Consider the following 24163-nt stretch of genomic DNA (forward strand, 5'->3'; position numbering starts at 1 on the left):
TTTCAGTTCTTGCTCACCACCGCACGAATGCGGTGACGAATGAAGAAGTCCGACGACGCCACGCAGATCACCACGATGGCCTGGATCAGCTGCACCATCGAGAACGGGATTTGGTAGAACACCTGCAGGTTGCGCCCCGCCACGAAGAGCGCCGCCACCAGCACCGCGACCACCGTCGCAGCCAGCGGGTTGTTGCGCGCCAGGAAGGCGATCAGGATGCCCGAGAAGCCGTAGCCCGCGAAGAAGCCCTGCGTGAGCCGGCCTTCCTGCCCGGCGACGACGACGAAGCCCGCGATGCCCGACAGCGCGCCCGACAGCAGCACGGCCGCCAGGATCATCCGGCGCACCGGCACGCCGACCGCATCGGCCATGCGCGGGTTGGCGTCGACGAAGCGCAGGTACAGCCCGGCGCGGCTGACGCCCACGAACCACCACGCGAGCAGCGCGACGACGAGCGCCAGGCCGATGGCCGCGGTGCTCACGTTGCCGAACCATTCGGGCAGCCGCTCGAAGGCGCGGAACTGCGGCGAGTAGGGGAAGGAATCCTTCGGGTCCTTCCACGCGCCGTACACCAGGTGCAGCAGGAAGTTGCTCGCGATGTAGTTGAGCATCAGCGACGAGATGATCTCGTTCACGCCGAGCTTCAGCTTGAGCAGGGTGGGCGCCAGCGCCCACAGCAGGCCGAGCGCCATCGCCATGACGAGCATCAGCGGCAGGCGCAGCGCGGCGGGGCCGATGTCGAGGACCGAGATGGCGGTGGCGCCGATCGCGCCCCAGATCATCTGGCCCTCGAGCCCGAGGTTCCAGAAGCGCGCACGGAAGGCCATCGACGCCGCGATGCCCACGAGGATCATCGGGGCCGCCTGGAACAGCACGGCCTGCAGGCTCTGCCTGTCGAACAATGTCTGCATCACGAACTCGTTGAGCAGCTCGTTGGCCGGCACGCCGGCCGCCACGAGGATCGCGGCGGAGACGCCCATGCCGATGGCGAGCGACACGCCGAGGATCAGCGCCTGCGCGTGCCATGCCATCTGCTGGCGCAGCTCGAGCGCGAAGCGCCGGCTGGCGAGCGGAAGCCGTCGTGTCGCGGGTGCGGCGTCGGTCGAGGGAACGGTCATTGCAGCGTCAGCCATGGTCCGTCATCGCCTGGCCGACCGCCTGCCGGTCCGCCGGTTGATCGAACTCGGCCACGATGCGCCCGCGCGTCATCACGCCGACGCGGTCGGCCAGCGCCAGCACCTCGTCGAGGTCCTCGCTGATGAGCAGCACTGCGGCGCCCGCGTCGCGCGCGGCCAGCAGGCGCGCATGCACCTCGGCACCCGCGCGCACGTCGAGCCCGCGGCTGGGGCTGTGCGCCAGCACGATGCGCGGGGCACGGCCGAACTCGCGCGCCAGCACCAGCTTCTGCGCATTGCCGCCCGAGAGCAGCGCGGCCTTCTGGCCGAGGCTGCGCACGCCCTGCACATCGAACTGTTCGACCGCCGCCTGCGCATCGGCTTCGAGCGTCCGCGTGTCGAGCCGCCACGGCGAGCCGTAGCGGCCCGCGTGCACCTGGCCGATGCCGAAGTTCTCGGCCACCGTCAGCGCACCCGCGAGCGCGAGGCCGTAGCGATCGGCCGGGATGGCGGCGAACTGCAGGCTGCGCCGCTGTGCGCTGGACATGTTCTTCAGGTCGCCGACATCCTGCAGCGTGATCTGGCCCTCGATGTCCTTGTCGAGGCCCATCAGCGCCGCGGCCAGCTCGCCTTGGCCGTTGCCGCCGACGCCGGCCAGCCCGTAGATTTCGCCGGCCTTCAACTCCAGGTCGACGCCGTCGAGCGCGGGCCGTCCGCCGGCCGACGCACTGCGCAGGCCGCGCACCGTGAGCCGTGGCGCACCGGCGGCGACGCCATCGCGTCGGCGCTGCGGCACCGCGACCGAATCGCCGACCGTGAGCTGCACCAGTTCGGCGACGGCCACCTGCTTGGGGTCGACCGTCTTCACCGTGCGGCCGCCGCGCATCACGGTCACGCGGTCGGCGTAGGTCTTTACGTCGGCCATCTTGTGCGTGACCAGCACGACGGCAGCGCCGCTGCGCGCGAGCGCCTGCACGGTCGACAGCAGGCGCTCGGCCTCCGCGTCGGTCAGCACGGCGGTCGGCTCGTCGAGGATCAGGATGCGCGCGCCGGCCAGCAGCACCTTGAGGATCTCGACGCGCTGCTGCTCGGCGATCGACAGGCGTGCGACGCGCTGTGTCGGGTCGATGTCGAAACCCAGTTCGTCGGTCTTGGCGCGGATCTGCGCTTCCAGCTGGCCAAGCCGCTTGCGGTGGCTGCCTTCGCCGGTCGCCAGCGGATGGCCCAGCAGGATGTTCTCGGCCACGGTGAACGGCCTCACCAGCTTGAAGTGCTGGTGCACCATGCCGATGCGGTGGTGCGCGGCGTCGCGCGGCCCGCTCAGCTGCACCGGGTTGTCGTCGACCCACATCCGGCCGGCCTCGGGCGCATAGAGCCCGGCCGCGATGTTCATCAGCGACGACTTGCCCGCGCCGTTCTCGCCCAGCAGCGCATGCACCTCGCCCCAGCGCGCGTCGAAGTCCGCGTCGATCAGCGCCTGGAAGCCGTCGAAGGACTTGCCGATGCCGGTGAGCTGCAATGCGCGCTTCATGCCTGGCGTCACTTCTGCGTGACCACGCCCTTGACGTACCAGTCCATCTTCCAGAGGTCGGCGTCCGACAGCACGGCGCCGGCGGCGACGCGTTCCTTGCCCTCGCGGTCCTTCAGCGGGCCGGCGTAGATCTGCTTGCCCTTCATCAAGGCGTCGCGCTCGGCCGTGATGAGCGCGGCCTTGTCCTTGGGCACGCCCGCGCCGAAGCCGGCGATGTCGGTGCCGCCGTCCTTCATCGCGATGAAGGCGCCGTAGGGCGCGGGCTTCCAGCCGCCGGCCATGATCTTCTTGAGTTCGGGCGTCAAGAACTTGTCCCAGACCCAGACCGACGAGCACAGCGTGGCCTTGGGTGCGAACTGGCGCAGGTCGCGGTGGTGGCCGGTGCCGTACACGCCGCGCTCCTGCGCGACGATCTGCGGCGTGGGCGAGTCGACGTGCTGGCCGATCACGTCGGCGCCCTGGTCGATCAGCGCCATGGCCGCAGCGCGTTCCTTCACCGGGTCGTTCCAGGCGCCGGTGTAGATCACGTTGACGGTGGCGTTCGGGTTCATCTTCTGCGCACCGAGCGCGAAGGCGTTGACGGTCCAGTTCACGACGCCGAAGGGGTTGGCCGCGACGAAGCCCAGCTTGCCGCTCTTGGACGCCGCGCCGGCCGCCATGCCGCACAGGTACTGGCTCTCGTAGGTGCGGCCGTAGAAGGATTCGAGGTTGGCACCGTTGGTGGTGCCCGAGCCGTTGAGGAAGGCGACGTCGGGGTACTTGGCTGCCAGTTCCTTGAAGGCGTCGGAATAGCCGAAGGCGGTGCCGATCACGATGTTGGCGCCGCGCGAGATGAAGCGCTCGGCCGCCGGCTTGATGGCGGAGGCGTCCTCGGGCACGTTCTCGACGAACTGGATCTTTTTGCCGATGGCCGCCTCGATCTTGAGCCGCGCCTCGTCGAAGGCCTGCGTCCAGCCGCCGTCGTTCTTCGGGCCGAAGTAGATCATCGCGATCTTCGGCTCGCCCTTGAGGGTGAAGCCATCGGCGGCCACGGCGGCCCCCGGTAGCGCTGCACATGCCACCAGCGCCGCAACGGCGCAAGAAATCGATCGACGCAACATGACTCTGACCTTTCAGGCGGGAAGAAAAAAGGAAGGGAGGGCGGCGGCGCGTCTACATCATGAAGTTGATGCGGAACACGTTGCCTTCGGGATCGAGCAGCACCGACTGGTACCAGTTGTAGTAGGTCTCGTAGGGCGCCTTGATGAGCGTCGCGCCGGCGTCGATGGCGACCGGCACCATGCGGTCGACCTCGTCCTTCGAATCGACGTCGATGTTCAGCAGGAACTTCACGCCGCGCGTGTCGGAGAACTCGGCCAGGTGCAGCAGTGCGTAGGCATCGAGCGCGTTGAAGCCCAGGCTCGATTTGCCGGTGTCGAGCCCGCGGAAGATCGGCGAGCGGATCGCCTCGATCTCGGGGAAGCCGAATACGCGCTGGTAGAAGCCGCTGAGCGCGACCACGTCTTTGGCGAAGACGTTGACGTAGGAGAGGTGGGGCATGTCAGTTTGTCTCTTCGGTGTGCTACTTGTCTTGTTCTGAACGCTGTTGTTCGGGACGCGTGCGCAGGCCACCGGGTACTCCCCTCCGCGAATGTCCCCCGCCTTCGGCTCCTCCTTTATTTCGCTGCGGGGAGCACCCGGCACCCTGCACACGTGGACGCGATGGGGGTGTGCAGCCGTTGAGCACCAACTGCGCGTCTCGATCACGTCGATGGAGTGCCTTGCGCAGCGAAATAAAGGAGGAGGCCGCAGGCCGGGGGACATTCGCGGAGCAAGGTACCCCGTCGGCGTGATCGCGCCCCGGACCAGGCGCGTCACGTGAAACCCGGAGAATCCAGAAGCAAGTCGTCATGCTCAGGCCGTCGCCTTGGTCCCACCGAAGGTCGTTTGTTTGACGAACTTGGAGGTCAGGTGGTCGCCCGAAGAGATGGGCGCGTACTTGGGCTGCTCACCCGGCGCCAGGCAGCTCGGCAGGCATTCCACCATCGCGTCGTAATTCGGCTGGTGGAAGAACACCAGCGACTGCCGGCGGTTGCTGCTGGCCACCTCGAAGGGCGGGTTGACCACGCGGTGCAGTGTCGACACCCACTGGTCGTTGGTCCATTGCATCATCAGGTCGGCGATGTTCACGACCAGGCCGTCCTCGATCTGCGGCACGTCGACCCACTGGCCGGCCTTGTTGAAGACCTGCAGCCCCTTGTCGTCGGGCAGCACGATGGTGAGGCTGCCGTAGTCGCTGTGCGCACCGGCGCGCAGCTGGCCCGGCAGCGGCGCCTCTTTCTGCGGCGGGTAGCTCAGCACGCGGAACATGCTGATGTGCCTGTCGATCTTGTCGTCGAAGAAAGTCTCGGGCAGCTTCAGCCCGAGCGCGAAGATGCGCATGAGCGAGCGCGAGAGATCGCTCATCGCCGCGAAGTAGCCTTCGTAGGCTTCGCGAAAGCCCGGGATCGGCGGCCAGCTGTTGGGCTCGAAGTGCGGGCCGGCGGCCGGGCCGCGGTGGTAGTCGTCGTCGGGCACGCCCGAGGGGCCGATCGAGAACGACTCCTTCAGGTCGCCGGGGGCGGCTTCCTCCAGGCTGTACGACAGGCCTTCCTCGCCGACCGCGCTGTAGCCGCGCACCGCGTCTTCGCGCGGACGGTCGACCTTGCGCTTCTCGGCCAGCGGCAGCGCGAAGAACTGGCGCGAGAGCGCCGACACGCGGGCGATCAACGCGGGGTCGATGCCGTGGTTGGTGATGACCAGGAAGCCGATGCTGCGGCAGGCCTCGTCCACCTTCTGCGCCAGCGCGGCGCGCGTGTCCGGCGTGCCCTCGAAGTAGGGCGCCAGGTCGATGATCGGTACGGACAGCAGGGTCATGTCGTCATTCCTTGATCCGGCGCGAGGACGCGCGCGGCTCGGTGTGGCATGCAACGTCTGTGCCAGTTGGACCAAATGGACAAATGCGTTACCGTGGCCGCCGCCGCACCAAGCGGGTACGGGTCGTGCAAGCGGATGTGCACGCTCGACGAGCAACGCAGAAGAAGGCACCAGGACATGGCAAAGACGACAGGGAGCAGCGCGGGGAAGCCCACCACCAAGCCGATTTCCAAACCGGTCGCCAAGCCGTCGCAGCGCGTGCTGGCCAAGCGGGCGCCGGCCGCGCGCGGGCCGGCCGCGATCAACCGCCGCCTGCGGCAGATCGAGGACAAGCGCAGCGTCATCCTGGCCGCGGCGCTGGGCCTGTTCTCGCGCTACGGGCTGCACGGCACCAGCATCGACCAGGTGGCCGCGCGCGCCGATGTCTCCAAGAGCAACCTGCTCTATTACTTCGCCAACAAGGAAGAGCTGTATGTCTGCGTGCTGCGCGACCTGCTCACCGTGTGGCTCGAGCCGCTGCGCGGCTTCAGTGTGGAACAGGACCCGCGCGAGGCCATCGCCGACTACATCCGCCGCAAGCTGGTGATCTCGCGCGACCGGCCCGATGCGTCGCGCCTGTTCTGCCTCGAGATGATCCAGGGCGCACCACTGTTGCGCGACGAACTCGGCCGCGAGCTGCGCGACCTGGTCGAGCGCAAGTCGGAGGTCATCCGCGCCTGGGTCGCGGCCGGCAAGCTGGGCCCGGTGGACCCGCACCACTTGATCTTCGCGCTGTGGGCCACCACCCAGCACTACGCCGACTTCGGCGTGCAGGTGCAGGCCATCACCGGCCGCACGCTCGACGACCCGGCCTTCTTCGAGCAGGCGGTGGAGAACGTGCAGCGCATCGTGCTGCAGGGCATCGCGGCGGACTGACCTAGTGGCCGGGCCTTGGGCGGCCTTAATCCGCCGTCGTCACGAGGCCGTGGTAGCGCCGGTCGAAGTAGACGAGCCCGTGCGCCGTGTCGCCGAGCGTGATGGCGGCCACCTCGCAGAACAGCACGTCGTGCGTGCCGACGGCGGTGCTGCGCACCACGCGGCAATCGAAGGACACGGCGGCGCCGTCGAGCATCGGCGAGCCGGTGGTGCCTGCGTGCCAGCGGCCGGCCGCGAAGCGCTCGTCCATCGGCGTCTTGCCGCCGAACACGCCGGAGAGTTCCTGATGCCCTGGGGCCAGCACGTTCACACACAGCACGCCATTGGCCTCGAAGGCCGGGTACACCGAGGCCGTCCGGTTCAGGCAGATCAGCAGCGTGGGCGGCTCGTCGGTGACGCTGCACACGGCCGAGGCCGTGAAGCCCGCGCGGCCGGCCGGCCCGTCGGTCGTGATGATGTTGACGGCCGCGCCCAGGCGCGACATCGCGTTGCGGTAGTCGGCCTTCTGCATGGAAACGTCCTTGGGTCAGGCGAGCGCGCAGGCGTCGGCGAAGTCCAGCCGCGGCAGGCGGCCGAACACCTTCGATGCGTCGCCATGGCCGAGGTTGATCAGGAAGTTGGCGGTCCAGGTCGTGCCGCCGAAGAAGGCGGCGTCGACCTTGGCCTTGTCGAAGCCCGACATTGGGCCGGCGTCCAGGCCCAGCGAACGGGCCGCGAGGATCAGGTAGGCCGCCTGCAGCGTGCCGTTGCGGAAGGCGGTCTCGTGCGCCAACGCCGGGCTGCCGGCCACCCAGGGGCGTGCGTCGGCATGCGGGAACAACGTGGGCAGCTTGTCGTAGAAGGCCGTGTCCCACGCCGCGATCACGGTGACGGGCGCGGTCATGGTCTTGTCGACATTGCTGGCCGACAGGGCCGGCTTCAGGCGTTCCTTGCCCTCGGGGGTGCGCACGAAGACGAAGCGGGCCGGCGAGCAGTTGACCGAGGTCGGGCCCATGCGGGCGAGGTCGTAGGCCTGTCGGAGCAGGTCGTCGCTCACCGGTTCGGGCCGCCAGCCGTTCTGGCTGCGGGCTTCGGTGAAGAGGGTCGCCAGGGCGGCGGTGTCGAGGGCTTGGCGCATGGGGCGATCAGGAGACTGGCAGCTGCTGCCCCAGGAAGGCGAGCAGGCTGCGGTTGAAGGGCTCGGGGTCGGTCACGCTGTGGGCATGGCCGCCGTGAGGTACGCAATCGAACAGGACATGCGGCAGGCCTTCGGCCAGGCGCTGCGACATTGTCCAGGGCACGAGCACATCGTCCATCGCGGCGGCGACCAGCGTCGGCACGCCGATGCGGCCCAGTTGCGCATCGACGTCGAAGGCCCGCAGCGCACCGATGCGCGCCCGCATGTTGGCTTCGCCGGGGAAGTGCGCGAAGGCGTGGTCGACCTCGGCCTGCACGACGTCGGCATGTTCGGCGCACCAGGCGGCCGGGTACAGGAAGATCGGCTGCGCTTCGACATAGGCGCGCGCCCCGACGGCACCCAGCAGCGCCAGCCGCGCATCGAAGCAGCGCGCCGAGTGCGGGTTGGGCCTGGACCACGCGTTGACCAGCACCAGCCCGGCCACGCGCGACGGCGCATCGAGCGCGAGCTGCAGGCCGACCAGCCCGCCCAGCGCATGGCCGATCACCACGCATTGCGCCGTGTCGGTCGCATCGAGCACCTCGACCACGTCGCGTGCCATGTCGGCGATCGCGTAGTCGGCCTTCAGCGTCTCGGGGCTGCGGCCGGTGCCGCGCTGGTCGTAGGCGACCACGCGCCAGCCTGCGGCCACCAGCGCCGGGATCTGCGGCTTCCAGAAGTTCGCCGAGCCGCCCAGGCCGGAGGACAGCAGCAGGCTCGGCGCACCGGGCCTGCCGTGGCCGTGGACCTCGTGGTGCAGCGGCATCAGGGCTTGCCGACGTGGGCGATGGAGGCGATTTCGACCAGCGCGTCGGGCTTCACCAGGCCGCACTGGATGCAGTAGCGCGCCGGCTTCACGCCGGGGAAGTATTCGGCGTAGACCGCGTTCACCTTCGCGTAGTCGGCCCAGTCCTTGATCATGATCATGTTGAAGGTCACGTCGTCCATCGTGCCGCCGGCGGTGGTGATCACGCTCTTGATCGTTTCCAGCACATGGCGCGTCTGCAGCGTGGCGTCGCCGACGTGGACCACGTTGTTGTCCTTGTCGAAGGGCAGCGTGCCCGACACGTAGACGATGCCGTCGGCCATGGTGCCGGGAACGAAGGGCGCGATGGGGGTGGTGGTGCCGGGCGGGATGATGGCTTGCTTGGGCATGGGAGGCTCCTGAGGGCGATGAAGAACGAGGAAGGTCAGGCGAGCGCGGGTGCCGGCTTGGCGGCCACGGGTGCTGTTTGCGGCGCCACGGTGCGAACGAAGTCGTCGACGGTCGAGACCCAGCCGAAGAAGGTCTCGACGTTGTAGACGGTCGCCTGCTGGATCGCCGCACCGCCGAGCTCGTGCGTCGCGTCTGCCAGCATCACGGCGAAGTACTCGAGGTGGAAGGCGTCGCGCAGCGTCGACTCCACGCACACGTTGGTCGCGATGCCGGTGAACACCAGGTTGCGGATGCCGCGGGCGCGCAGCGTGCTGTCGAGCGTGCTGTTGAAGAAGCCGCTGTAGCGCGTCTTGGGGATCACGATGTCGCTGGCCTGCGGCTTCATCGCGTCGATGAGTTCGTAGTCCCAGCCGCCCTTGGCGAGGAACTTGCCGGCCAGCTCGGGCTTCTTGCGCATGGTCTTGAGCGCGTTCGACTTGTACCAGTTGGGCGAGCCCGGGCCGCCGGCGTCGACGTACTTCGCGTCCCACCCGTTCTGCAAAAAGATGACCAGCATGCCCGCGGCGCGGGCCGCCTCGATGCTGCGCACGATGTGGGCGATGGTGCCTTGCGCACCGGAGATGTCGAAGCCCGCCGAATCGACATAGCCGCCCACCGAGGCGTAGGCGTTCTGCATGTCGACCACGATCAGCGCCGAGTTGGCGGCATGCAGCGCCACCGGTTCGGGCCGCGCGGGCAGCACCAGCGGCGCGGGGGCGCCGGGCGCGTTCGGCACGCCGACCGGCACGGTGGAGGTGAGGGTGGTGTTCTTGGGCGCGGCAATCTGTGTCATGGCGGTACTTTCTGTTTGCATCTCAATGCAGGGGCACCGCGGAACTGGCTTTGCCAGGCCGCTGGTGTCGCCCCCTTGAGGGGGAAGCGCCGCAGGCGCTTCGGGGGTGTTCCGTCCTTTCAGGCGGCGAGGGCCTGTGGCTGTACTTGCGACGGCACGGGCGTATCGACATCGACGCGGCTCTTCATCAGCGGCTGGATGCGTTCACCGAAGGCCTCGATGCCCTTGACGAAGTCGTCGAAGGTCAGCAGCACGCCCTCGGTGCCCGGCACCTCGGCCACCTCGTCGAGCATGCGCGCCACGCTGGCATAGGAGCCGATCAGTGTGCCCATGTTGATGTTCACGGCGGAAGTCGGGTCGGCCATCTGGCGCACGTTGGTGTCGGCCCCCGACTTGGTATCGGCCGCGCCTTGCACGCCCAGCCAGGCGATGGCTTCCTGGTCGGCGCCGGCCTTGTAGTGCTCCCACTTGACGCGGGCGGCCTCGTCGGTCTCGTCGGCGATCACCATCATCAGCACATAGGTCGTGACATGGCGGCCGGTCTTGGCGGTGGCCTCGATCAGTTTCTGCGCGGCGGGCGCGAAGGCCTGGGGCGTGTTCACGCCCTTGCCGAAGCAGAAGTTGTAGTCGGCGTACTTGGCCGAGAAGTCCATGCCGGCGTCGCTCTGGCCGGCGCAGATCACCTTCATGTCGGCTTGCGGGCGCGGGCTCAGGCGGCAATCTTCCATCTGGAAATGCGTGCCCTTGAAGTCGGACTGGCCCTGGCCCCACAGGTCGCGCAGCACCTGGATGTATTCGGAGAGGTACTCGTAGCGCGTGCTGAAGAACTGGTCGCCCGGCCACATCCCCATCTGCGAATACTCCGGCCGCTGCCAGCCGGTGACCAGGTTCAGGCCGAAGCGGCCGTTGGAGATCGAGTCGATGGTCGAGGCCATGCGCGCCACGATGGCCGGCGGCATCACCAGCGAGGCCGCCGTGGCGAAGAGCTTGATCTTGCTCGTCACGGCGGCCAGGCCGGCCATGAGCGTGAAGGACTCGAGGTTGTGGTCCCAGAACTCGGTCTTGCCGCCGAAGCCGCGCAGCTTGATCATCGACAGCACGAAGTCCAGCCCGTAGTGCTCGGCCTTGAGCGTGATCTCCTTGTTGAGCGCGAAGCTCGGCTTGTACTGCGGTGCGTTCTCCGACAGCAGCCAGCCGTTGTTGCCGATGGGGATGAAGATGCCGATGTTCATGGCGGACCATTCCAGGAGTGGACGAGGGCCGAGGCCGAGCCTGCGGAGCGATGAAGTTCGCGTTGCATGCTTCGTGCCATCCTGGAAAGTCCTTGCTCCTCAATGACTTGCGGCGCTTATCGTGCTCATGTTTGACCAAATGGTCCAAAGTGGATCATTCGGCCAGTCCGTGCGGGTGCGCGGTGCGCGCCCGTGGTGCGCGCGCCGGCCCGTTTGGCGTGGTTTTTCCGAGTTGCTCCGGGTCTTGCGACCGGCGGCGAGGAGCCCCGAACTGACCGTCGACTTGCTCCGGAGCAGACGCTGACCAGGATGGCCGTGGTCAATGTCAGTGGGGTGATATGACGTCGCCGTCGACGATCTCACTCCGCGCAGTTCAGCATCCACTGAACGCCGAAGCGGTCGGTCAGCTTGCCGTAGTAGTCGCCCCAGGGCTGAGTGCCCAAGGGTGTCGTGACCGTCCCGCCAGCCCCCAGCTCTCGGAAGAGTCGGTTCGTGGAATCGCGATCGTCCATGGCCAACAGGTGCGCGGAGCCTCGCATCGGCTCGGCGTCATCGTTGTCCGAGGCATGAAAGAGCAGGCCTGGTCCTTCGAACTTGGCGTGCATAACCTTGCCGCGCATGGCCTCGTTCTTCACGGGCATGCCATCGACTCCGTAGCGCAGCACCTCGACGACACGGCCAAGACCGCATTGCGCATAGAAGGCCAAAGCCTGATCGCAGTTCGTGGTGAAGAACAGATAGTTCGAGAGTTGCATGATGGTGTTACCTGGATGTGAGTCGGGCGACGACACTGTCCGCTCCACCCGGAGACCGCGCTGCCCCCGGATGTGTCAAGCCGAAGCGGCTCCTTCACTGAGCTGCGCATTGGTGAGGGCCATCCCGGCAATGCCCCAGGCCCCGTCCACCGCGTGCACCACGTTGACCCATATGCGCTCCTTCGGGTGGTGTTCGCCAGACAGCTCGTGAATGATGCTCGTGGCCTCTTCGATGTAGCCGACTTGCACATCCCGACTGGCGAACGCGAAGGATGGGACCTTCCATTCGACGAAAACCACGGGGGCCTCCTTTGATCCGGAATAGGTGTGCTCCTTTGGCAAGACGTGGATCGAGCCGACGATGTTGGGCGTCATCGCCCTATTTCCTGTCAGGCCATGCCACTTGAGCATGGCATCGGACAGGCGACCGAAGGCCACCTTTTCTTGGCCTTTGGGGAGAACGCCCTCGGTGAGGGTGAGCGTAAGTGGCATGGGGATTCCAGGTAGAAAGCACGGCGTCGACCCACACCCTGCCTTCCGCAAAGCGTTTCAAGTAACGATCGTTATGTTATCGTACATAACGATCGTGTTTTGAGCAACTACAATCGTCGGCTTCACATGTCGAAGGAGTTCCTCGTGTCACGGTCCGAACAGAAGGTGCAGACGCGGCAGCGCATCCTGGAGGGCGCAGGTCGCGGGTTTCGCAAGGCTGGATTCGGCGGGATCGGGGTGGACGGCCTTGCGAAGGAAGCAGGCCTGACATCGGGCGCCTTCTACGTTCATTTCGACTCAAAGGCTCACGCATTCCGGGAATCGGTCGCACAAGGCATGGCCGAATTGCGAGGTGGCGTGCTGTACTTCCAAGAAAAGCATGGACGCGCTTGGTGGCCGGAGTTCGTGCGCTTCTACCTCAGCGCCAAGCGCACATGTGACTTGGCGGAGAGTTGCACGCTGCAGACGATGCCGGCGGAAGTGGCTCGATCGGACGAAGCCTCCCGTACAACGTTCGAGAAGGCTTTGCGCGACGTTGCGCAGGCGATCGTCGATGGCCCCGCCTCGCCGAGAGCACCGCGGGACATTGGAGCGGCTTGCGCCGCCCTCTCTTCGCTGGTCGGCACCGTCACGCTGGCACGTGCCGTTGGGAGTGACACCTTCGCGGAACAGATCGCTGCAGGGACGGAACACGCACTGCTCGGCGCGCCAACGCAGGTCCGTTGAAGCCAGAACTGCGCACATGGCGCAGCCCCACATCCCGCCGCAGTGGTCGTTCGGCTCAGACGTTGCTCGTCGCGCGCACTTCGTCGATGGTGGTCTGGCCGGCCAGCACCTTCTCGATGCCGTCCTGCCGCAGCGTGCGCATGCCCTCGCGCAGCGCGGTGGCCTGCAGGGCCTCGGCGCGTGCGCCGGTCTGGATCAGGTGGCGCAGTTCGCGCGAGATCATCATCAGCTCGTGCAGGCCGACGCGGCCCTTGAAACCGCTCTGGTCGCAGGCGGCGCAGCCGGGGCTCGCGTGCATCTGCAGCCGCCCGTCCTTGCCATGCTGCGACGCCCAGCGCGCCAGCACTTCATCGCGCGACTCCGGCAGGTCGGCCGCGTCGCCGAAGGCGTGCAGGTAGTCGCCCAGCAGCTCCTCGATCTCCACCGGCTCGGCATCGCGGCTGGTGCGGCACTGCGTGCAGAGCCGGCGCACCAGGCGCTGGGCCAGCACGCCGAGCAGCGAGTCGGCGAAGTTGAACGGGTCCATGCCCATGTCGAGCAGGCGCGTCACGGTCTCGGGCGCGCTGTTGGTGTGCAGCGTGGAGAGCACGAGGTGGCCCGTGAGCGAGGCTTCCACCGCCGTCTTGGCGGTTTCCTCGTCGCGGATCTCGCCGACCATGATCACGTCCGGGTCGGCGCGCAGGAAGGCCCGCAGCGCCTTGGCGAAGGTCCAGTCGATGCGCGGGTTCACCTGCACCTGGCGCAGGCCGGGCTGGGTGATCTCGATCGGGTCTTCGGCCGTCCAGATCTTGCGTTCGGGCACGTTGATGTGGCTGAGCGCGGAGTGCAGCGTGGTGGTCTTGCCCGAGCCCGTCGGGCCCACGCACAGCACCATGCCGTAGGGCCGCTCGATGGCGTCGCGCAGGCGCTCCAGGTTCGGCGCCGACAGGCCGAGCCGGTCGAGCGCGATCGGCTTGGCCGAGGCCAGGATGCGCATCACCACGTCTTCCAGGCCGTTGTTGGTCGGGATGGTGGCCACGCGCAGCTCGATGCGGTGCTGCGGGGAGAACTTGGCGAAGTTGATCTTGCCGTCCTGCGGCTTGCGGCGCTCGCTGATGTCGAGGTCGCACATGATCTTGATGCGCGCGATCATCGCGTTGCGGTAGTTCGGCGGCAGCTCGAGGTAGGTGCGCAGCTGGCCGTCCTTGCGAAAGCGGATGCGGATCTTCTCGCGGCCCGGGTAGCTCTCGATGTGGATGTCGGAGACGCCGGCGCCGTGGGCCTCCAGGATCATCCGGTTGATCATGCGCACCAGCGAATTGTCGGACTGCTCGATCGGCGTGTCGTCGTCGGGGCGGTCCTGCTTGCCTTCCTTCTCGAGGGTCTCGAGCAGTTCGCTGGTGTCGTCGGGCACGAACTCGATGGGCTGCAGCGCCACGCTGCCCGGGCGGCCGTCGGCCGTCGCGCCGATCTTGTCGTAGGCGGCGAACATCATGCGTTCCATGTCGCGGCACTGGGCCAGCACCGGCACGGCCTTCATCTGGGCGATGAACTCGATCTCGTCGACCGCGCTGCGCCGGTTGGCCGGGTCGTCGAGCGCGACGATCAGGCGGCCGTCGCGCACCAGCAGCGGCATCACCTGCAGGCGCTGCGCGGCGCTGTAGCTGATCTTGCGCAGCGCTTCGGCTTCCGCCGGGAAGCTGTCGAGGTCGACCAGCGGGTAGCCCATCTTGCGGGCCAGCGCCACCTGCAGATCGGCGCGCGACACGGCGTTCTGCCGCACCAGCAGCTCGCCCAGCGGCACGCGGCGTTCGCTCTTCTGCGCGCCGAGCGCGTCCTGCAGCTGCTGGGCCGTGATCATGCCCAGCGAGATCAACGCCTCGCCGATGCGCACCATCGGCATGCGGGTCTGCTGCTCGATCGCCTCCAGCAGCTGCTCGTGCGTGCTCACCACGCGCGACAGCAGCATCTCGGTCGCGGCGCTCGGGGGCGCGGCGACGCTGTTGTCCAGCTCGAACTTCACGTAGGCGCTGCGCGGGATGAACTGGCGCTGCACGCTGCCGTCGTCGCTCACCGGCGGGAAGAGGAACAGGCCGACGCCGTTCTCGACATGGCCGACCGTCTCACCCGCGAGCTGGCTGCCGCTGGTGAAGCGCAGCTTGAAGCGGCTCTGGCCCGGCTGGCGCAGCGCGCCCGATTGCGGGTCGAGCACCGGCGGGTTCAGCGGCGCGATCGGCGCCGTGAGGGTGATGGCGCGGATCTGGTCGAAGCGCAGCGCCAGGGTGGTGCGGGCGCGCGGCAGCTGCACGTGCAGCACCCGCTCTTCCGGCACGAAGAAGGTCATGCGCCCGGCCACGCGCTGGTCGTTCAGGCTGTGGATCTCGCAGGGCAGCGGCTCGGTCTGCGGCTTGGGCGCCGGGTAGCCGCCCTGGGGCGAGTTGGGCCACAGGAAGCCCTCCCGCTTGCTGGCACGTCCTCCCGGGATCTCCTTGGGGGGGTCCCAGTCGATCGGCTTCAATGTGGTTGTCATTCGCGAACTCCAGGGTCCTGGCCCGTTCAACGGCCTGCGGCCGCTTCGGGTCGGCTTGTCGCGGGCACTTCTCCCATTTCGGCATCACTCTACAGCGGCCGAGCCGGTGGTGAAGCGTCGATCAGTGCCGGGAAAACCCCTCGCTTCGCGCGATGGTGCGGTCGACAGCGCCTCAGCGCGCCGGCGTCGGCGTCGCGTCGGGCAGTTCGATCTTGATGTCGAGCACCTCGAGGTCGTCCTGGCGTTCCAGGTGCACCTTGATGTCGTCCGCGTTGATGGAGACGTACTTCGAGATCACCGCCACCAGCTCGCGCTGCAGGTCGGGCAGGTAGTCGGGGCGGCGCTTGCCGCTGAGGCTGGAGCGCTCGTGGGCGAGGATGATCTGCAGCCGCTCCTTGGCGACGCTGGCCGTCTTCTTCTTTTCGCCGAGCAGGAAGGAGAGGAAGGACATGGCTTACTTCCCCCCGAAGATGCGCTTGAAGAAGCCCGGCTTTTCCGCTTCGATGAAACGCATGGGGCGGTCTTCGCCGAGGAAGCGCGCCACCACGTCGCTGTACGCCTCGGACACGTCGGTGCCCTTGTCGTGGATGGCCGGCACGCCCTGGTTCGACGCGTTGAGCACCGTCTCCGATTCCGGGATCACGCCGATCAGCTTGATGCGCAGGATGTCCTGGATGTCTTCCAGCGACAGCATCTGGCCGCCGGCCACGCGGTTCGGGTTGTAGCGCGTGATGAGGAGGTGTTCCTTGATGGCCTCGCCGCCTTCCTTGGCGCGCTTGGTCTTGCTGCTGAGCATGCCCAGGATGCGGTCGGAGTCGCGCACCGACGAGACCTCCGGGTTGGTCACGACCAGCGCCTCGTCGGCGAAGTACATGGCCATCATCGCGCCGGTCTCGATGCCCGCGGGCGAGTCGCAGACGATGTAGTCGAAGTCCATGTCGGCGAGATCCTTCAGGATCTTCTCGACGCCTTCCTGCGTCAGCGCTTCCTTGTCGCGCGTCTGCGAGGCGGCCAGCACGAACAGGTTGTCGCACTGCTTGTCCTTGATGAGCGCCTGGCTCAGGTTGGCCTCGCCCTGGATCACGTTGATCAGGTCGTACACCACGCGGCGCTCGCAGCCCATGATCAGGTCGAGGTTGCGCAGGCCCACGTCGAAGTCGATCACCGCCGTCTTCTTGCCGGCGAGCGCCAGGCCCGTCGCGAAGCTGGCGCTCGTGGTCGTCTTGCCGACGCCGCCCTTGCCCGAGGTCACCACCACAATTTTGGCCATTGCCGTTCCTTCTACGTTTTTCGGTTGTTCAGGGTGCGGAGCGGCGATCAGACGATCGGCTCCATCAGAAGCTTCTTGTCGTCCAGATGGATCTGGACGGCCTTGCCCGCGATGTCGGCCGGCAGCGCGACCTCGGAGGTGCGGTAGATGCCGGCGATCGCCACCAGCTGCGCTTCCATGCAGGTGGTGAAGATGCGGGCTTCGGTGTTGCCGCGCGCGCCGGCGATCGCCTTGCCGCGCAGCGGCGCATACACGTGGATGTTGCCGTCGGCGATCACTTCGGCGCCGAAGCTCACGACCGCCATCACGATCACGTCGCCGCCGCGGGCATAGACCTGCTGGCCCGAGCGCAGCGGCTTGTCGATGACCAGCGTACCGGCCGCGGGCACCGGCACCTCGCGCACGATCTGCGGCGCTTCACTCACTGGTGCGGGCGCCGGGGCCCGCGGCGTGGGGGTGGGCGCGACCGGCATCGCCGCGATGGACAGCCCGGCGTCGCGCGCCGCGGCGTTCTGCGCATCGCTGCCGCCGCGCACCGCGATCGGCTGCGTCTGGTGGCGCGCCAGCAGGGCGCGCAGGGCCGTGAAGTCGATGTCGGCGGCCTCGCCCTCGGCCTGCAGCAGCGACAGGTCGATCACCACCGGCTCCTGCTCGAAGAAGTCGGGGGAGTCGGCCAGCTGGGCGTCCAGCGCGTCGGCCAGCACGTCCAGGTTGGCCGTCTTGAGGATCACCGCCACCAGCGGCAGCGTGGCGCTCTTGAATTCGAATACCGCCTTGTTGCGCGCGGCGGAAGCATCGGCCATGGGGAAAGGTCGTCCGAAAAGCGTTGAAGTCTAACGGCTGGGCCTGCCCCCAAAGGCACGCCGGGCGGCTTGGGGGCCGGTTCCGCAACAGTTTCTTGCATCAGGTTTCAACTCGCTGCCCGTATAGTCGCGGCGCCTGGTGATGAGGGACAACGGCGCCTCGCCACTTGAAAAGGGATGGCTCGCGAATGGTTTCCAAGAAATTTGCAGTGCTCGACGGGATGCGAGGCCTCGCTGCGCTCCTCGTCCTGACCCGGCATACGGAGGCGTACTGGGCGGCACCGTGGCTTTCTCACAACCACAGCTACCTCGCGGTCGATCTCTTCTTCGTGCTGAGCGGCTTCGTGATCAGCCACGCCTACGCCCAGCAACTCGGGGCGGGCCGGCTGTCCGCCGGCCGGTTCATGCTGATCCGCTGGATCCGCCTGTGGCCACTGCATGCGCTGGGGGCCGCGCTGGGCGCGGCGCTGGTGGTCGCGCGGGATGTGCATGCGCCGGGCGCGTGGGTGCTGCCGCTGGTCCTGATGCTGCTCTTCCTGCCATCGCGCATGCCCGAAGCCGGAGACGGCCTTTTCGCGCTCAACCCACCGGGTTGGTCGCTGTTCTACGAAATGGCGGTGAACCTGGCTTACGCGCTGACCCATCGCTGGCTGACGAACCGGGTGCTGGTGGCGGTGCTCGTCGTGAGCGGCGCCGGCCTGGTCGCCACCGGTCTGTACAACGGCAGTCTCGACGTCGGCTTCACGTGGAGCATGCGCTCGCTGGCGGGCGGCACGCTGCGTGCCGTCTTCGGCATCTTCCTGGGCATCGGGCTGCACCGGCTGTACCTGGCGCGCCAGCGGCGTGCGGGGACGGCCCCGGGGCCGTGGGCCCTGTGTGCCGCGGTCACGGCGCTGCTGCTGGTGCCGCACATCGAGGGCCTGGGAAGCACGGTCGATCTGCTGGCCGTCTTCGTCGTGTTCCCGGTGTGCGTGTACCTCGGCGCGCAGGCGTCCGTCGGTGCGTCCTCCGTGAAACTGTTCGCGCTGCTCGGCCTGCTGAGCTACCCGGTCTACGTGCTCCACGTGCCGCTGGGGGAGTGGCTCGAGGGCGTGGTGGCCGTGCCGCTGGCGCCGTATGCCCCGTTGGCCGGCGTGCTGTTCGCCGCGGGACTGGTGGCGCTGGCCTGGGCGCTCGACCGCTGGTTCGACCAGCCGGTGCGGCGCTTCCTCACGCGTGTCACCGCCGCGCGACAAGCGCCGCGCCCCGGCTGAATCAGGCGTTGCGCGCCCGGCCCAGCAGCGCCCACAGCAGGATCGCGCCGAAGGTCGCAGTGCCGATGCCGCCGAGCGCGAACTGGCCGAACTTCAGCGTGAAGTCGCCGGTACCGATGATCAGCGTGATGGCCGCGACGATCAGGTTGCGGTTCTGCGAGAAGTCGACCCGGTTGTCCACCCAGATCTTGGCGCCGGCCACCGCGATCAGCCCGAACACCACGATGCTCACGCCGCCCATCACCGGCAGCGGGATGGCCTGGATCAGCGCGCCGAACTTGGGCGAGAAGCCCAGCACCAGCGCGATGAGCGCCGCCACCACGAACACCGCCGTCGAATAGATGCGCGTGGCCGCCATCACGCCGATGTTCTCGGCATAGGTGGTCACGCCCGTGCCGCCGGCGCTGCCGCTCACCACCGTGGCCACGCCGTCGGCGATGAAGGCACGGCCGATCAGCGGGTCGAGGTTGCGGCCGGTCATGGCGGTCACCGCCTTCAGGTGGCCCAGGTTCTCGGCCACCAGGATGATCGCCACCGGCGCGATCAGCAGCATCGCGCTGCCCGTGAACACCGGCGCGGTGAAGGCCGGCATGCCGAACCAGGCCGCGTTGGCGATGCCGCCGAGGTCGACCGGCTTGCCCAGGCCCAGCCCGTTGGTGAGCAGCGCGTAGACCACCGTCGCGAGGATCAGTCCGATCAGGATCAGCAGCCGCTGCACCATGCCGCGCGCGAACACCGCCACCAGGCCGACGCACAGGAAGGTCACCGCCTGCATCCAGGCGTCGAAGTTGCCGGCCTGCATGTTCTTGATCGGCACGCCCGCCAGGTTCAGCCCGATGACGGCCACCACCGCCCCGGTGACGACCGGCGGCATGAAGCGCTCGATCCACCCCGTGCCGATGGCCTGCACCAGCGCGCCGATCGCGATGTAGAGCACGCCGCAGGCGACGATGCCGCCCAGCGCAACCGCCAGGTTGCCGTTGGGCCCCGAGCCCGAATAGCCGCTGGCCGCGATCACCACGCCGATGAAGGCGAAGCTCGAGCCCAGGTAGCTCGGTACGCGCCCGCCGGTGATGAAGAAGAAGAGCAGCGTGCCCACGCCGCTCATGAGGATCGCGATGTTGGGGTTGAAGCCCATCAGGATCGGCGCCAGCACGGTCGCGCCGAACATCGCGATCACATGCTGCACGCCCATCACCGCGGTTTGCGGCCAGGGCAGGCGCTCGTCGGGCGCGACGACGGCGCCTTCGGTGGCCTGCACCTCGCGCCACTGAAAAATCTTGCTCATGGGGTCTCCTCGTTGGGATTTATAAACGGGCGCGGGCATGGGGCTCGCCGCGCGGCAGCAGCATCGACATCGTGAGGCGCGACACGCAGGTCAGGTCGCCCGCCTCGTTCACCAGGTCGATCTGCCAGACCTGGACCGTGCGGCCGCGGTGCACCGGGCGCGCGGTGCCGGTCACCCAGCCGCTGCGCGCCGAGCGCAGGTGGTTGGCGTTGATGTCGAGCCCGACAGCACCGTGGCCCTCGGGCGACGAATAGTAGGCGCCGCTGGAGCCGAGCGTCTCGGCCAGCGCCACCGACACGCCGCCGTGCAGCAGGCCGAAGGGCTGCACCGTGCGCTCGTCCACCGGCACGCGGCCGCGCAGGAAGTCGTCGCCGATCTCGGTGAACTCGATGCCGAGCCGCGCGGCGGCGGTCTTCTCGTTGACGGTGGCGAGCAGTTCGAGCGAGATCGGTTTTTGCCAGATGGCCATGGAAACTCCGGAGAAGAAATGGCCAAAACTATAGCGAGCGCCCAAGTCGGGCCGCTGGCCGACAGCCCCGCCACCCGCCCCGCGGCTAAGCTGCCCGCATGACACGCACAGGTCGATGGTGGGTACGAGGCGCGGCAGGGTTGGTCGCGCTGGGCGTCGTCGGCGCGGCGCTGGTCGCGTGGTGGGTGCCGAGCGACGCCCAACTCGCCGCCCGCGTGAGCGCCGAATTCGAGCAGCGCACCGGCATCGGGCTGACGGTTGGCCGGCTGCATTGGTCGCTGTTCCCCGTGGCCCGCGTGGTGCTGGAAGACGTCGCCACCATGCAGGACGCGCCGATCCGCGCGCGCCGTCTCGAAGCGACCCCGCGGCTGCGCTCGCTGCTTGCGCGCGAACTGCGGGTCGACAGCGTCTTCGCCGACGGTGTCGCCTTGCCACGCGAATCGGTCCGCGCCTTCCGCGGCAAGGCCGATGCCTCCGCATCGCAGGCGCCGAGTGGCCGTTGGACGATGGCGGCGGTGCCGGTCGCGCAGGTGCGCTTCACCGAGCTGACCTGGATCGACCGCCGCGACATTCCGCTGGTCTACGACGGCCGCATCGACTTCGACCCGCAATGGCGCCCGCGCAGCGCCGAGCTCAGCCGCCGCGGCGTGACGCCGCCGGCGCGGCTGCGCCTCGAGCGAGAGGGCGATGCCGACCGATGGCGCACCCTGACCGACGTCGCCGGCGGCACCGTGAACGGCAGCACCGAACTCGCCGTCCAGAAGGACGACACGTTGCTGCTCACGGCGCAGCTGGAGGCACGCAACCTAGACATCGAGCAGCTCGTGCAGACCTTCGACCGCCGTGCCCCCGTGGCCGGCAAGGCCAACGGGCGCACCGAGGTGCGCGCCACCGGCGCCACGGTGGCCGAGCTCTGGCGCCATGCGACCACGCGCACGCGCTTCTCGGTGCAGCCCGCGACGCTCACGCGCTTCGACCTGGCCAAGGCGATCCGGACGGCCGGCACCAGCCGTGGCGGGCGCACGCCGCTGGACGAACTCACCGGCACCCTCGACACCGAGAACACCGACGACGGTATGCGCTTCAGCTACACCGGCCTGAAGGCGCGCTCCGGCGTGCTCACCGCCAGCGGCAGCGCGCGCATCTACCACCGGGCGATCGATGGCGAGCTGGCGGTCGACCTGGTCGATGGCGTGGTCGGCGTGCCGCTCAAGGTCGGCGGCACGCTCGACGACCCGACGCTGTCGCTCACCGGTGGCGCGCTCACCGGCGCTGCCATCGGCACCGCCGTGCTGCCCGGCGTGGGCACCGCCATCGGCGCGCGCATCGGGCAGCAGGTGGAGCGCCTCTTCGGCGGCGACGCGAAGAAGACGCCGCCGAAGGGGCCGCGGGCGCCCTGATCGGGCATTGACCGCGTCGCGCGCGGGACAGCGGCGCGGCCGCCCATGGGACATTCCCCGGGGCCGCGCGAGGCCTGCACGCCGTAAGCTCCCGAGCGACATGACCGCTCCCAACGTCCCCCAAATCCGCCTCTACCAGGACTGGCTGCGCGACACGCGCGGCCTTGTCTTCGACCGCTACGACGACCTCTGGCGCTGGTCGACCACCGACCTCGACGGCTTCTGGCAGAGCATCTGGGACTACCACGGCATGCAGTCGCCGACACCGCACAGCGCGGTCATCGAGGAGCGCCGGATGCCCGGCGCCGTGTGGTTCCCCGGCGCGCAGGTCAACTACGCGCGCGAGGTGCTGCGCCATGCCGACGCGGCGCATGCGGCCGGCATGCCGGCGATCGTGAGCGACAACGAGCGCGGCGAAGTGCGCGAGATGTCGTGGCCCGAACTGCGCCGCCAGGTCGCCTCGGTCGCGCTCACGCTCAAGTCAATGGGCGTGCAGCGCGGCGACCGTGTCGCGGCCTACCTGCCCAACGTGCCCGAGACCATCGTCGCCTGCCTGGCCTGCTTGAGCATCGGCGCCGTGTGGAGCGTGTGCGCGCCCGACATGGGCACCGCGGCCGTGGCCGACCGCTTCCGCCAGATCGAGCCCAGGGTGCTCATCGCGGCCGACGGCGTGCACTACGGCGGCAAGCCGCTCGACCGCAGCGCCGTGGTGCAGGAACTGCGCGGGCAGCTGCCCAGCGTCGAGACGCTGCTGCTGTTGCGCACCCCGTATGCGGCGAGCCAGATCGACGCCGAGGCCGACTGGACCGATGCCGTGGCGCGCGACGACGCCGCCGTCGCGGCCTTCGCCCCCGAGTGGCTGCCCTTCGACCACCCGATCTGGATCGTCTATTCGAGCGGCACCACCGGCCTGCCCAAGCCCATCGTCCACGGGCATGGCGGCATCGTCATGACGATGTACGCCTGCGGCCTGCACAACGACATCGGCGCGAGCTACGGCGCCAACAACTTCGGCGAACGCTTCCACTGGTACAGCTCCACCGGCTGGGTCATGTGGAACTGCCAGATGGCGGGCCTGGCCTTCGGCGCGACCATCGTGCTCTACGACGGGCATCCCGCGGGCAGCAAGGAGAAGCCCGACTGGGCCGTGTTGTGGCGCTTCGTCGCGAAACACCGCGTCACCTTCTTCGGCGCCGGTGCGGCCTACTTCACCCACTGCATGAAGGCCGGTGTGACCACCGCGGCCTGCGGCGACCTGTCGCGCGTGCGGGCGCTGGGCAGCACCGGCTCGCCGCTGTCGGAAGAAGTGCAGCGATGGGGCACCGAACAGTTCCGCGCGGCGGGCGCCAAGGACATCTGGTGGTGCAACATTTCGGGGGGCACCGATTTTTGCGGCGCCTTCGTCGGCGGGAACCGCGAGCTGCCCGAAGTGCCGGGCCAGATGCAGTGCCGTCAGCTCGGTCATGCGGTCGAGGCCTGGAACGAACAGGGTCAGCCGGTGATCGGCGAAGTGGGCGAGCTGGTCTGCGTGCAGCCGATTCCGTCGATGCCGCTCTACCTGTGGAACGACGAGGGCAACGCGCGCTACCTGTCGAGCTACTTCGATACGTACCCGGGCGTCTGGCGCCACGGCGACTGGCTCCGGATCGGCGAGGACGGCGGCTGCATCATCTACGGCCGCAGCGACGCCACCATCAACCGCCAGGGCCTGCGCATGGGCACCAGCGAGATCTACAGCGCGGTCGAGGCGCTGCCCGAAGTGATCGATTCGATGGTGGTCGACCTCGAGTACCTGGGGCGCGAGAGCTACATGCCGCTGTTCGTCGTGCTGCGCCCCGGCGTCGCGCTCGACGACGCGGTGCGCGCCAGGATCGAGGGCGCGATCAAGACCTCGCTGTCGCCGCGCTTCCTGCCCAACGACATCTTCGAGGTGCCCGAGATCCCGCGCACGCTGTCGGGCAAGAAGCAGGAGCTGCCGATCAAGAAACTGCTGCTGGGCCTGCCGATCGAGAAGGTGGTCAACAAGGAGGCGATGGCCAACCCGGCGAGCCTCGACTGGTTCGTCGCCTTGGCGGCACGGCGTGCAGAGACCGTCGCCGTGGCCCTGTAGGTTCGCACGGCCGCGCTACCAGACCTTCCACCACGGATTGTCCTTGCTGCGGAAGCCGCGGGTGAGGTACTCGCTCTGGGGGTAGTTGGTGGTCAGCACGCGCCGGGCGTCGTCGCGCAGATCGTTCATGCCCAGCTTGTCGTAGGACTGAACCATGATGTACAGCGCCTCTTCGAGGCGCCGGCACCTCGCGGTAGTCGGCCAGTGCGAGCTGGGCGCGGTTGATGGCCGCCAGGTAGGCGCCGCGCTGGTAGTA

Annotated in this window: 24 protein-coding genes and 1 pseudogene; 5 read left to right on the forward strand and 20 right to left on the reverse strand. The window is 68.3% G+C overall.

From position 1 onward, the window contains the following. Positions 1-2 precede the first annotated feature (2 nt). The 5 genes from N8A90_RS23575 to N8A90_RS23595 form a co-directional block, all read right to left on the reverse strand. Positions 3-1133: an ABC transporter permease gene (locus tag N8A90_RS23575; RefSeq protein WP_262077664.1), complete on the reverse strand. Its 1131-nt coding sequence runs from the start codon at positions 1131-1133 to the stop codon at positions 3-5. Continuing rightward, on the reverse strand, positions 1126-2646 hold the full coding sequence (locus N8A90_RS23580; RefSeq protein ID WP_262077665.1) for an ABC transporter ATP-binding protein: 1521 nt from the start codon (positions 2644-2646) through the stop codon (positions 1126-1128). Before N8A90_RS23580 ends, N8A90_RS23575 begins: the two co-directional genes overlap by 8 nt. A gap of 8 nt (positions 2647-2654) precedes the next feature. Next, the gene (locus N8A90_RS23585; RefSeq protein ID WP_262077666.1) at positions 2655-3746 is read right to left on the reverse strand and encodes a BMP family ABC transporter substrate-binding protein; all 1092 of its coding nucleotides are present in this window, start codon (positions 3744-3746) and stop codon (positions 2655-2657) included. A 52-nt stretch (positions 3747-3798) separates the two neighbouring features. Next, positions 3799-4185, reverse strand: coding sequence for a VOC family protein (locus tag N8A90_RS23590; protein WP_262077667.1), 387 nt, complete (start codon positions 4183-4185; stop codon positions 3799-3801). 354 nt (positions 4186-4539) lie between these two features. Continuing rightward, positions 4540-5541: an isopenicillin N synthase family dioxygenase gene (locus tag N8A90_RS23595; protein ID WP_262077668.1), complete on the reverse strand. Its 1002-nt coding sequence runs from the start codon at positions 5539-5541 to the stop codon at positions 4540-4542. Positions 5542-5718: 177 nt separating this feature from the next. Between N8A90_RS23595 and rutR the strand changes: the two genes are divergently transcribed. Beyond that, complete coding sequence (gene rutR, locus N8A90_RS23600; protein WP_262077669.1) at positions 5719-6456, forward strand: HTH-type transcriptional regulator RutR; 738 nt, start codon at positions 5719-5721, stop codon at positions 6454-6456. Positions 6457-6481: 25 nt separating this feature from the next. On the opposite strand, the gene rutF is transcribed toward rutR, so the two are convergent. From rutF to N8A90_RS23640, 8 genes are all read right to left on the reverse strand, one after another. Further along, entirely contained in the window at positions 6482-6967 is a 486-nt protein-coding gene (rutF, locus tag N8A90_RS23605) for an NADH-dependent FMN reductase RutF (protein ID WP_262077670.1), read from the reverse strand. 15 nt (positions 6968-6982) lie between these two features. Then, a complete protein-coding gene (locus N8A90_RS23610; RefSeq protein WP_262077671.1) occupies positions 6983-7573 on the reverse strand; it encodes a malonic semialdehyde reductase in 591 nt (196 codons plus the stop codon). 7 nt (positions 7574-7580) lie between these two features. Then, complete coding sequence (rutD, locus tag N8A90_RS23615; RefSeq protein WP_262077672.1) at positions 7581-8378, reverse strand: pyrimidine utilization protein D; 798 nt, start codon at positions 8376-8378, stop codon at positions 7581-7583. After that, on the reverse strand, positions 8378-8767 hold the full coding sequence (gene rutC, locus N8A90_RS23620) for a pyrimidine utilization protein C (RefSeq protein WP_262077673.1): 390 nt from the start codon (positions 8765-8767) through the stop codon (positions 8378-8380). The genes rutD and rutC overlap by 1 nt, the downstream gene beginning before the upstream one ends. 35 nt (positions 8768-8802) lie before the next feature. Next, positions 8803-9600 carry a pyrimidine utilization protein B gene (rutB, locus tag N8A90_RS23625; protein WP_410087740.1) on the reverse strand — a complete coding sequence of 266 codons (798 nt, stop codon included), beginning with the start codon at positions 9598-9600 and terminating at the stop codon, positions 8803-8805. Positions 9601-9719: 119 nt separating this feature from the next. After that, positions 9720-10832 (reverse strand): pyrimidine utilization protein A, encoded by a 1113-nt coding sequence (rutA, locus tag N8A90_RS23630; RefSeq protein WP_262077674.1) that lies wholly within the window; start codon positions 10830-10832, stop codon positions 9720-9722. Between the two features lie 359 nt (positions 10833-11191). Further along, complete coding sequence (locus N8A90_RS23635) at positions 11192-11587, reverse strand: VOC family protein (RefSeq protein WP_262077675.1); 396 nt, start codon at positions 11585-11587, stop codon at positions 11192-11194. 75 nt (positions 11588-11662) lie between these two features. Continuing rightward, the gene (locus tag N8A90_RS23640; RefSeq protein ID WP_262077676.1) at positions 11663-12079 is read right to left on the reverse strand and encodes a 4-oxalocrotonate tautomerase; all 417 of its coding nucleotides are present in this window, start codon (positions 12077-12079) and stop codon (positions 11663-11665) included. A 99-nt stretch (positions 12080-12178) separates the two neighbouring features. Here N8A90_RS23640 and N8A90_RS23645 point away from each other — a divergent pair, with 99 nt between their 5' ends. Beyond that, a complete protein-coding gene (locus N8A90_RS23645; RefSeq protein WP_262077677.1) occupies positions 12179-12805 on the forward strand; it encodes a TetR/AcrR family transcriptional regulator in 627 nt (208 codons plus the stop codon). Between the two features lie 55 nt (positions 12806-12860). Here the strand turns inward: N8A90_RS23645 and N8A90_RS23650 are convergent, their stop codons facing one another. From N8A90_RS23650 to minC, 4 genes are all read right to left on the reverse strand, one after another. Further along, positions 12861-14753: a GspE/PulE family protein gene (locus N8A90_RS23650; RefSeq protein ID WP_262077694.1), complete on the reverse strand. Its 1893-nt coding sequence runs from the start codon at positions 14751-14753 to the stop codon at positions 12861-12863. Positions 14754-15486: 733 nt separating this feature from the next. Then, on the reverse strand, positions 15487-15765 hold the full coding sequence (minE, locus tag N8A90_RS23655; protein ID WP_262077678.1) for a cell division topological specificity factor MinE: 279 nt from the start codon (positions 15763-15765) through the stop codon (positions 15487-15489). Positions 15766-15768: 3 nt separating this feature from the next. Beyond that, entirely contained in the window at positions 15769-16584 is an 816-nt protein-coding gene (gene minD, locus N8A90_RS23660; protein ID WP_262077679.1) for a septum site-determining protein MinD, read from the reverse strand. 47 nt (positions 16585-16631) lie between these two features. After that, a complete protein-coding gene (minC, locus tag N8A90_RS23665; RefSeq protein ID WP_262077680.1) occupies positions 16632-17387 on the reverse strand; it encodes a septum site-determining protein MinC in 756 nt (251 codons plus the stop codon). 188 nt (positions 17388-17575) lie between these two features. Between minC and N8A90_RS23670 the strand changes: the two genes are divergently transcribed. After that, positions 17576-18640: an acyltransferase family protein gene (locus tag N8A90_RS23670; protein WP_262077681.1), complete on the forward strand. Its 1065-nt coding sequence runs from the start codon at positions 17576-17578 to the stop codon at positions 18638-18640. A 1-nt stretch (position 18641) separates the two neighbouring features. Here the strand turns inward: N8A90_RS23670 and N8A90_RS23675 are convergent, their stop codons facing one another. After that, the gene (locus N8A90_RS23675; RefSeq protein ID WP_262077682.1) at positions 18642-19928 is read right to left on the reverse strand and encodes a solute carrier family 23 protein; all 1287 of its coding nucleotides are present in this window, start codon (positions 19926-19928) and stop codon (positions 18642-18644) included. A 19-nt stretch (positions 19929-19947) separates the two neighbouring features. Then, complete coding sequence (locus N8A90_RS23680) at positions 19948-20397, reverse strand: hotdog fold thioesterase (RefSeq protein WP_262077683.1); 450 nt, start codon at positions 20395-20397, stop codon at positions 19948-19950. Positions 20398-20495: 98 nt separating this feature from the next. On the opposite strand from N8A90_RS23680, the gene N8A90_RS23685 reads away from it, so the two are divergent. After that, on the forward strand, positions 20496-21797 hold the full coding sequence (locus N8A90_RS23685) for an AsmA-like C-terminal region-containing protein (RefSeq protein WP_262077684.1): 1302 nt from the start codon (positions 20496-20498) through the stop codon (positions 21795-21797). Positions 21798-21897: 100 nt separating this feature from the next. Next, positions 21898-23907: an acetoacetate--CoA ligase gene (locus N8A90_RS23690; protein WP_262077685.1), complete on the forward strand. Its 2010-nt coding sequence runs from the start codon at positions 21898-21900 to the stop codon at positions 23905-23907. Positions 23908-23922: 15 nt separating this feature from the next. Here the strand turns inward: N8A90_RS23690 and N8A90_RS23695 are convergent. After that, positions 23923-24163 (reverse strand): annotated as a pseudogene (locus N8A90_RS23695) (outer membrane protein assembly factor BamD); the annotation flags it as partial.

The organism is Variovorax sp. N23, from assembly GCF_025486315.1.
Taxonomy (GTDB): Bacteria; Pseudomonadota; Gammaproteobacteria; order Burkholderiales; family Burkholderiaceae_C; genus Variovorax.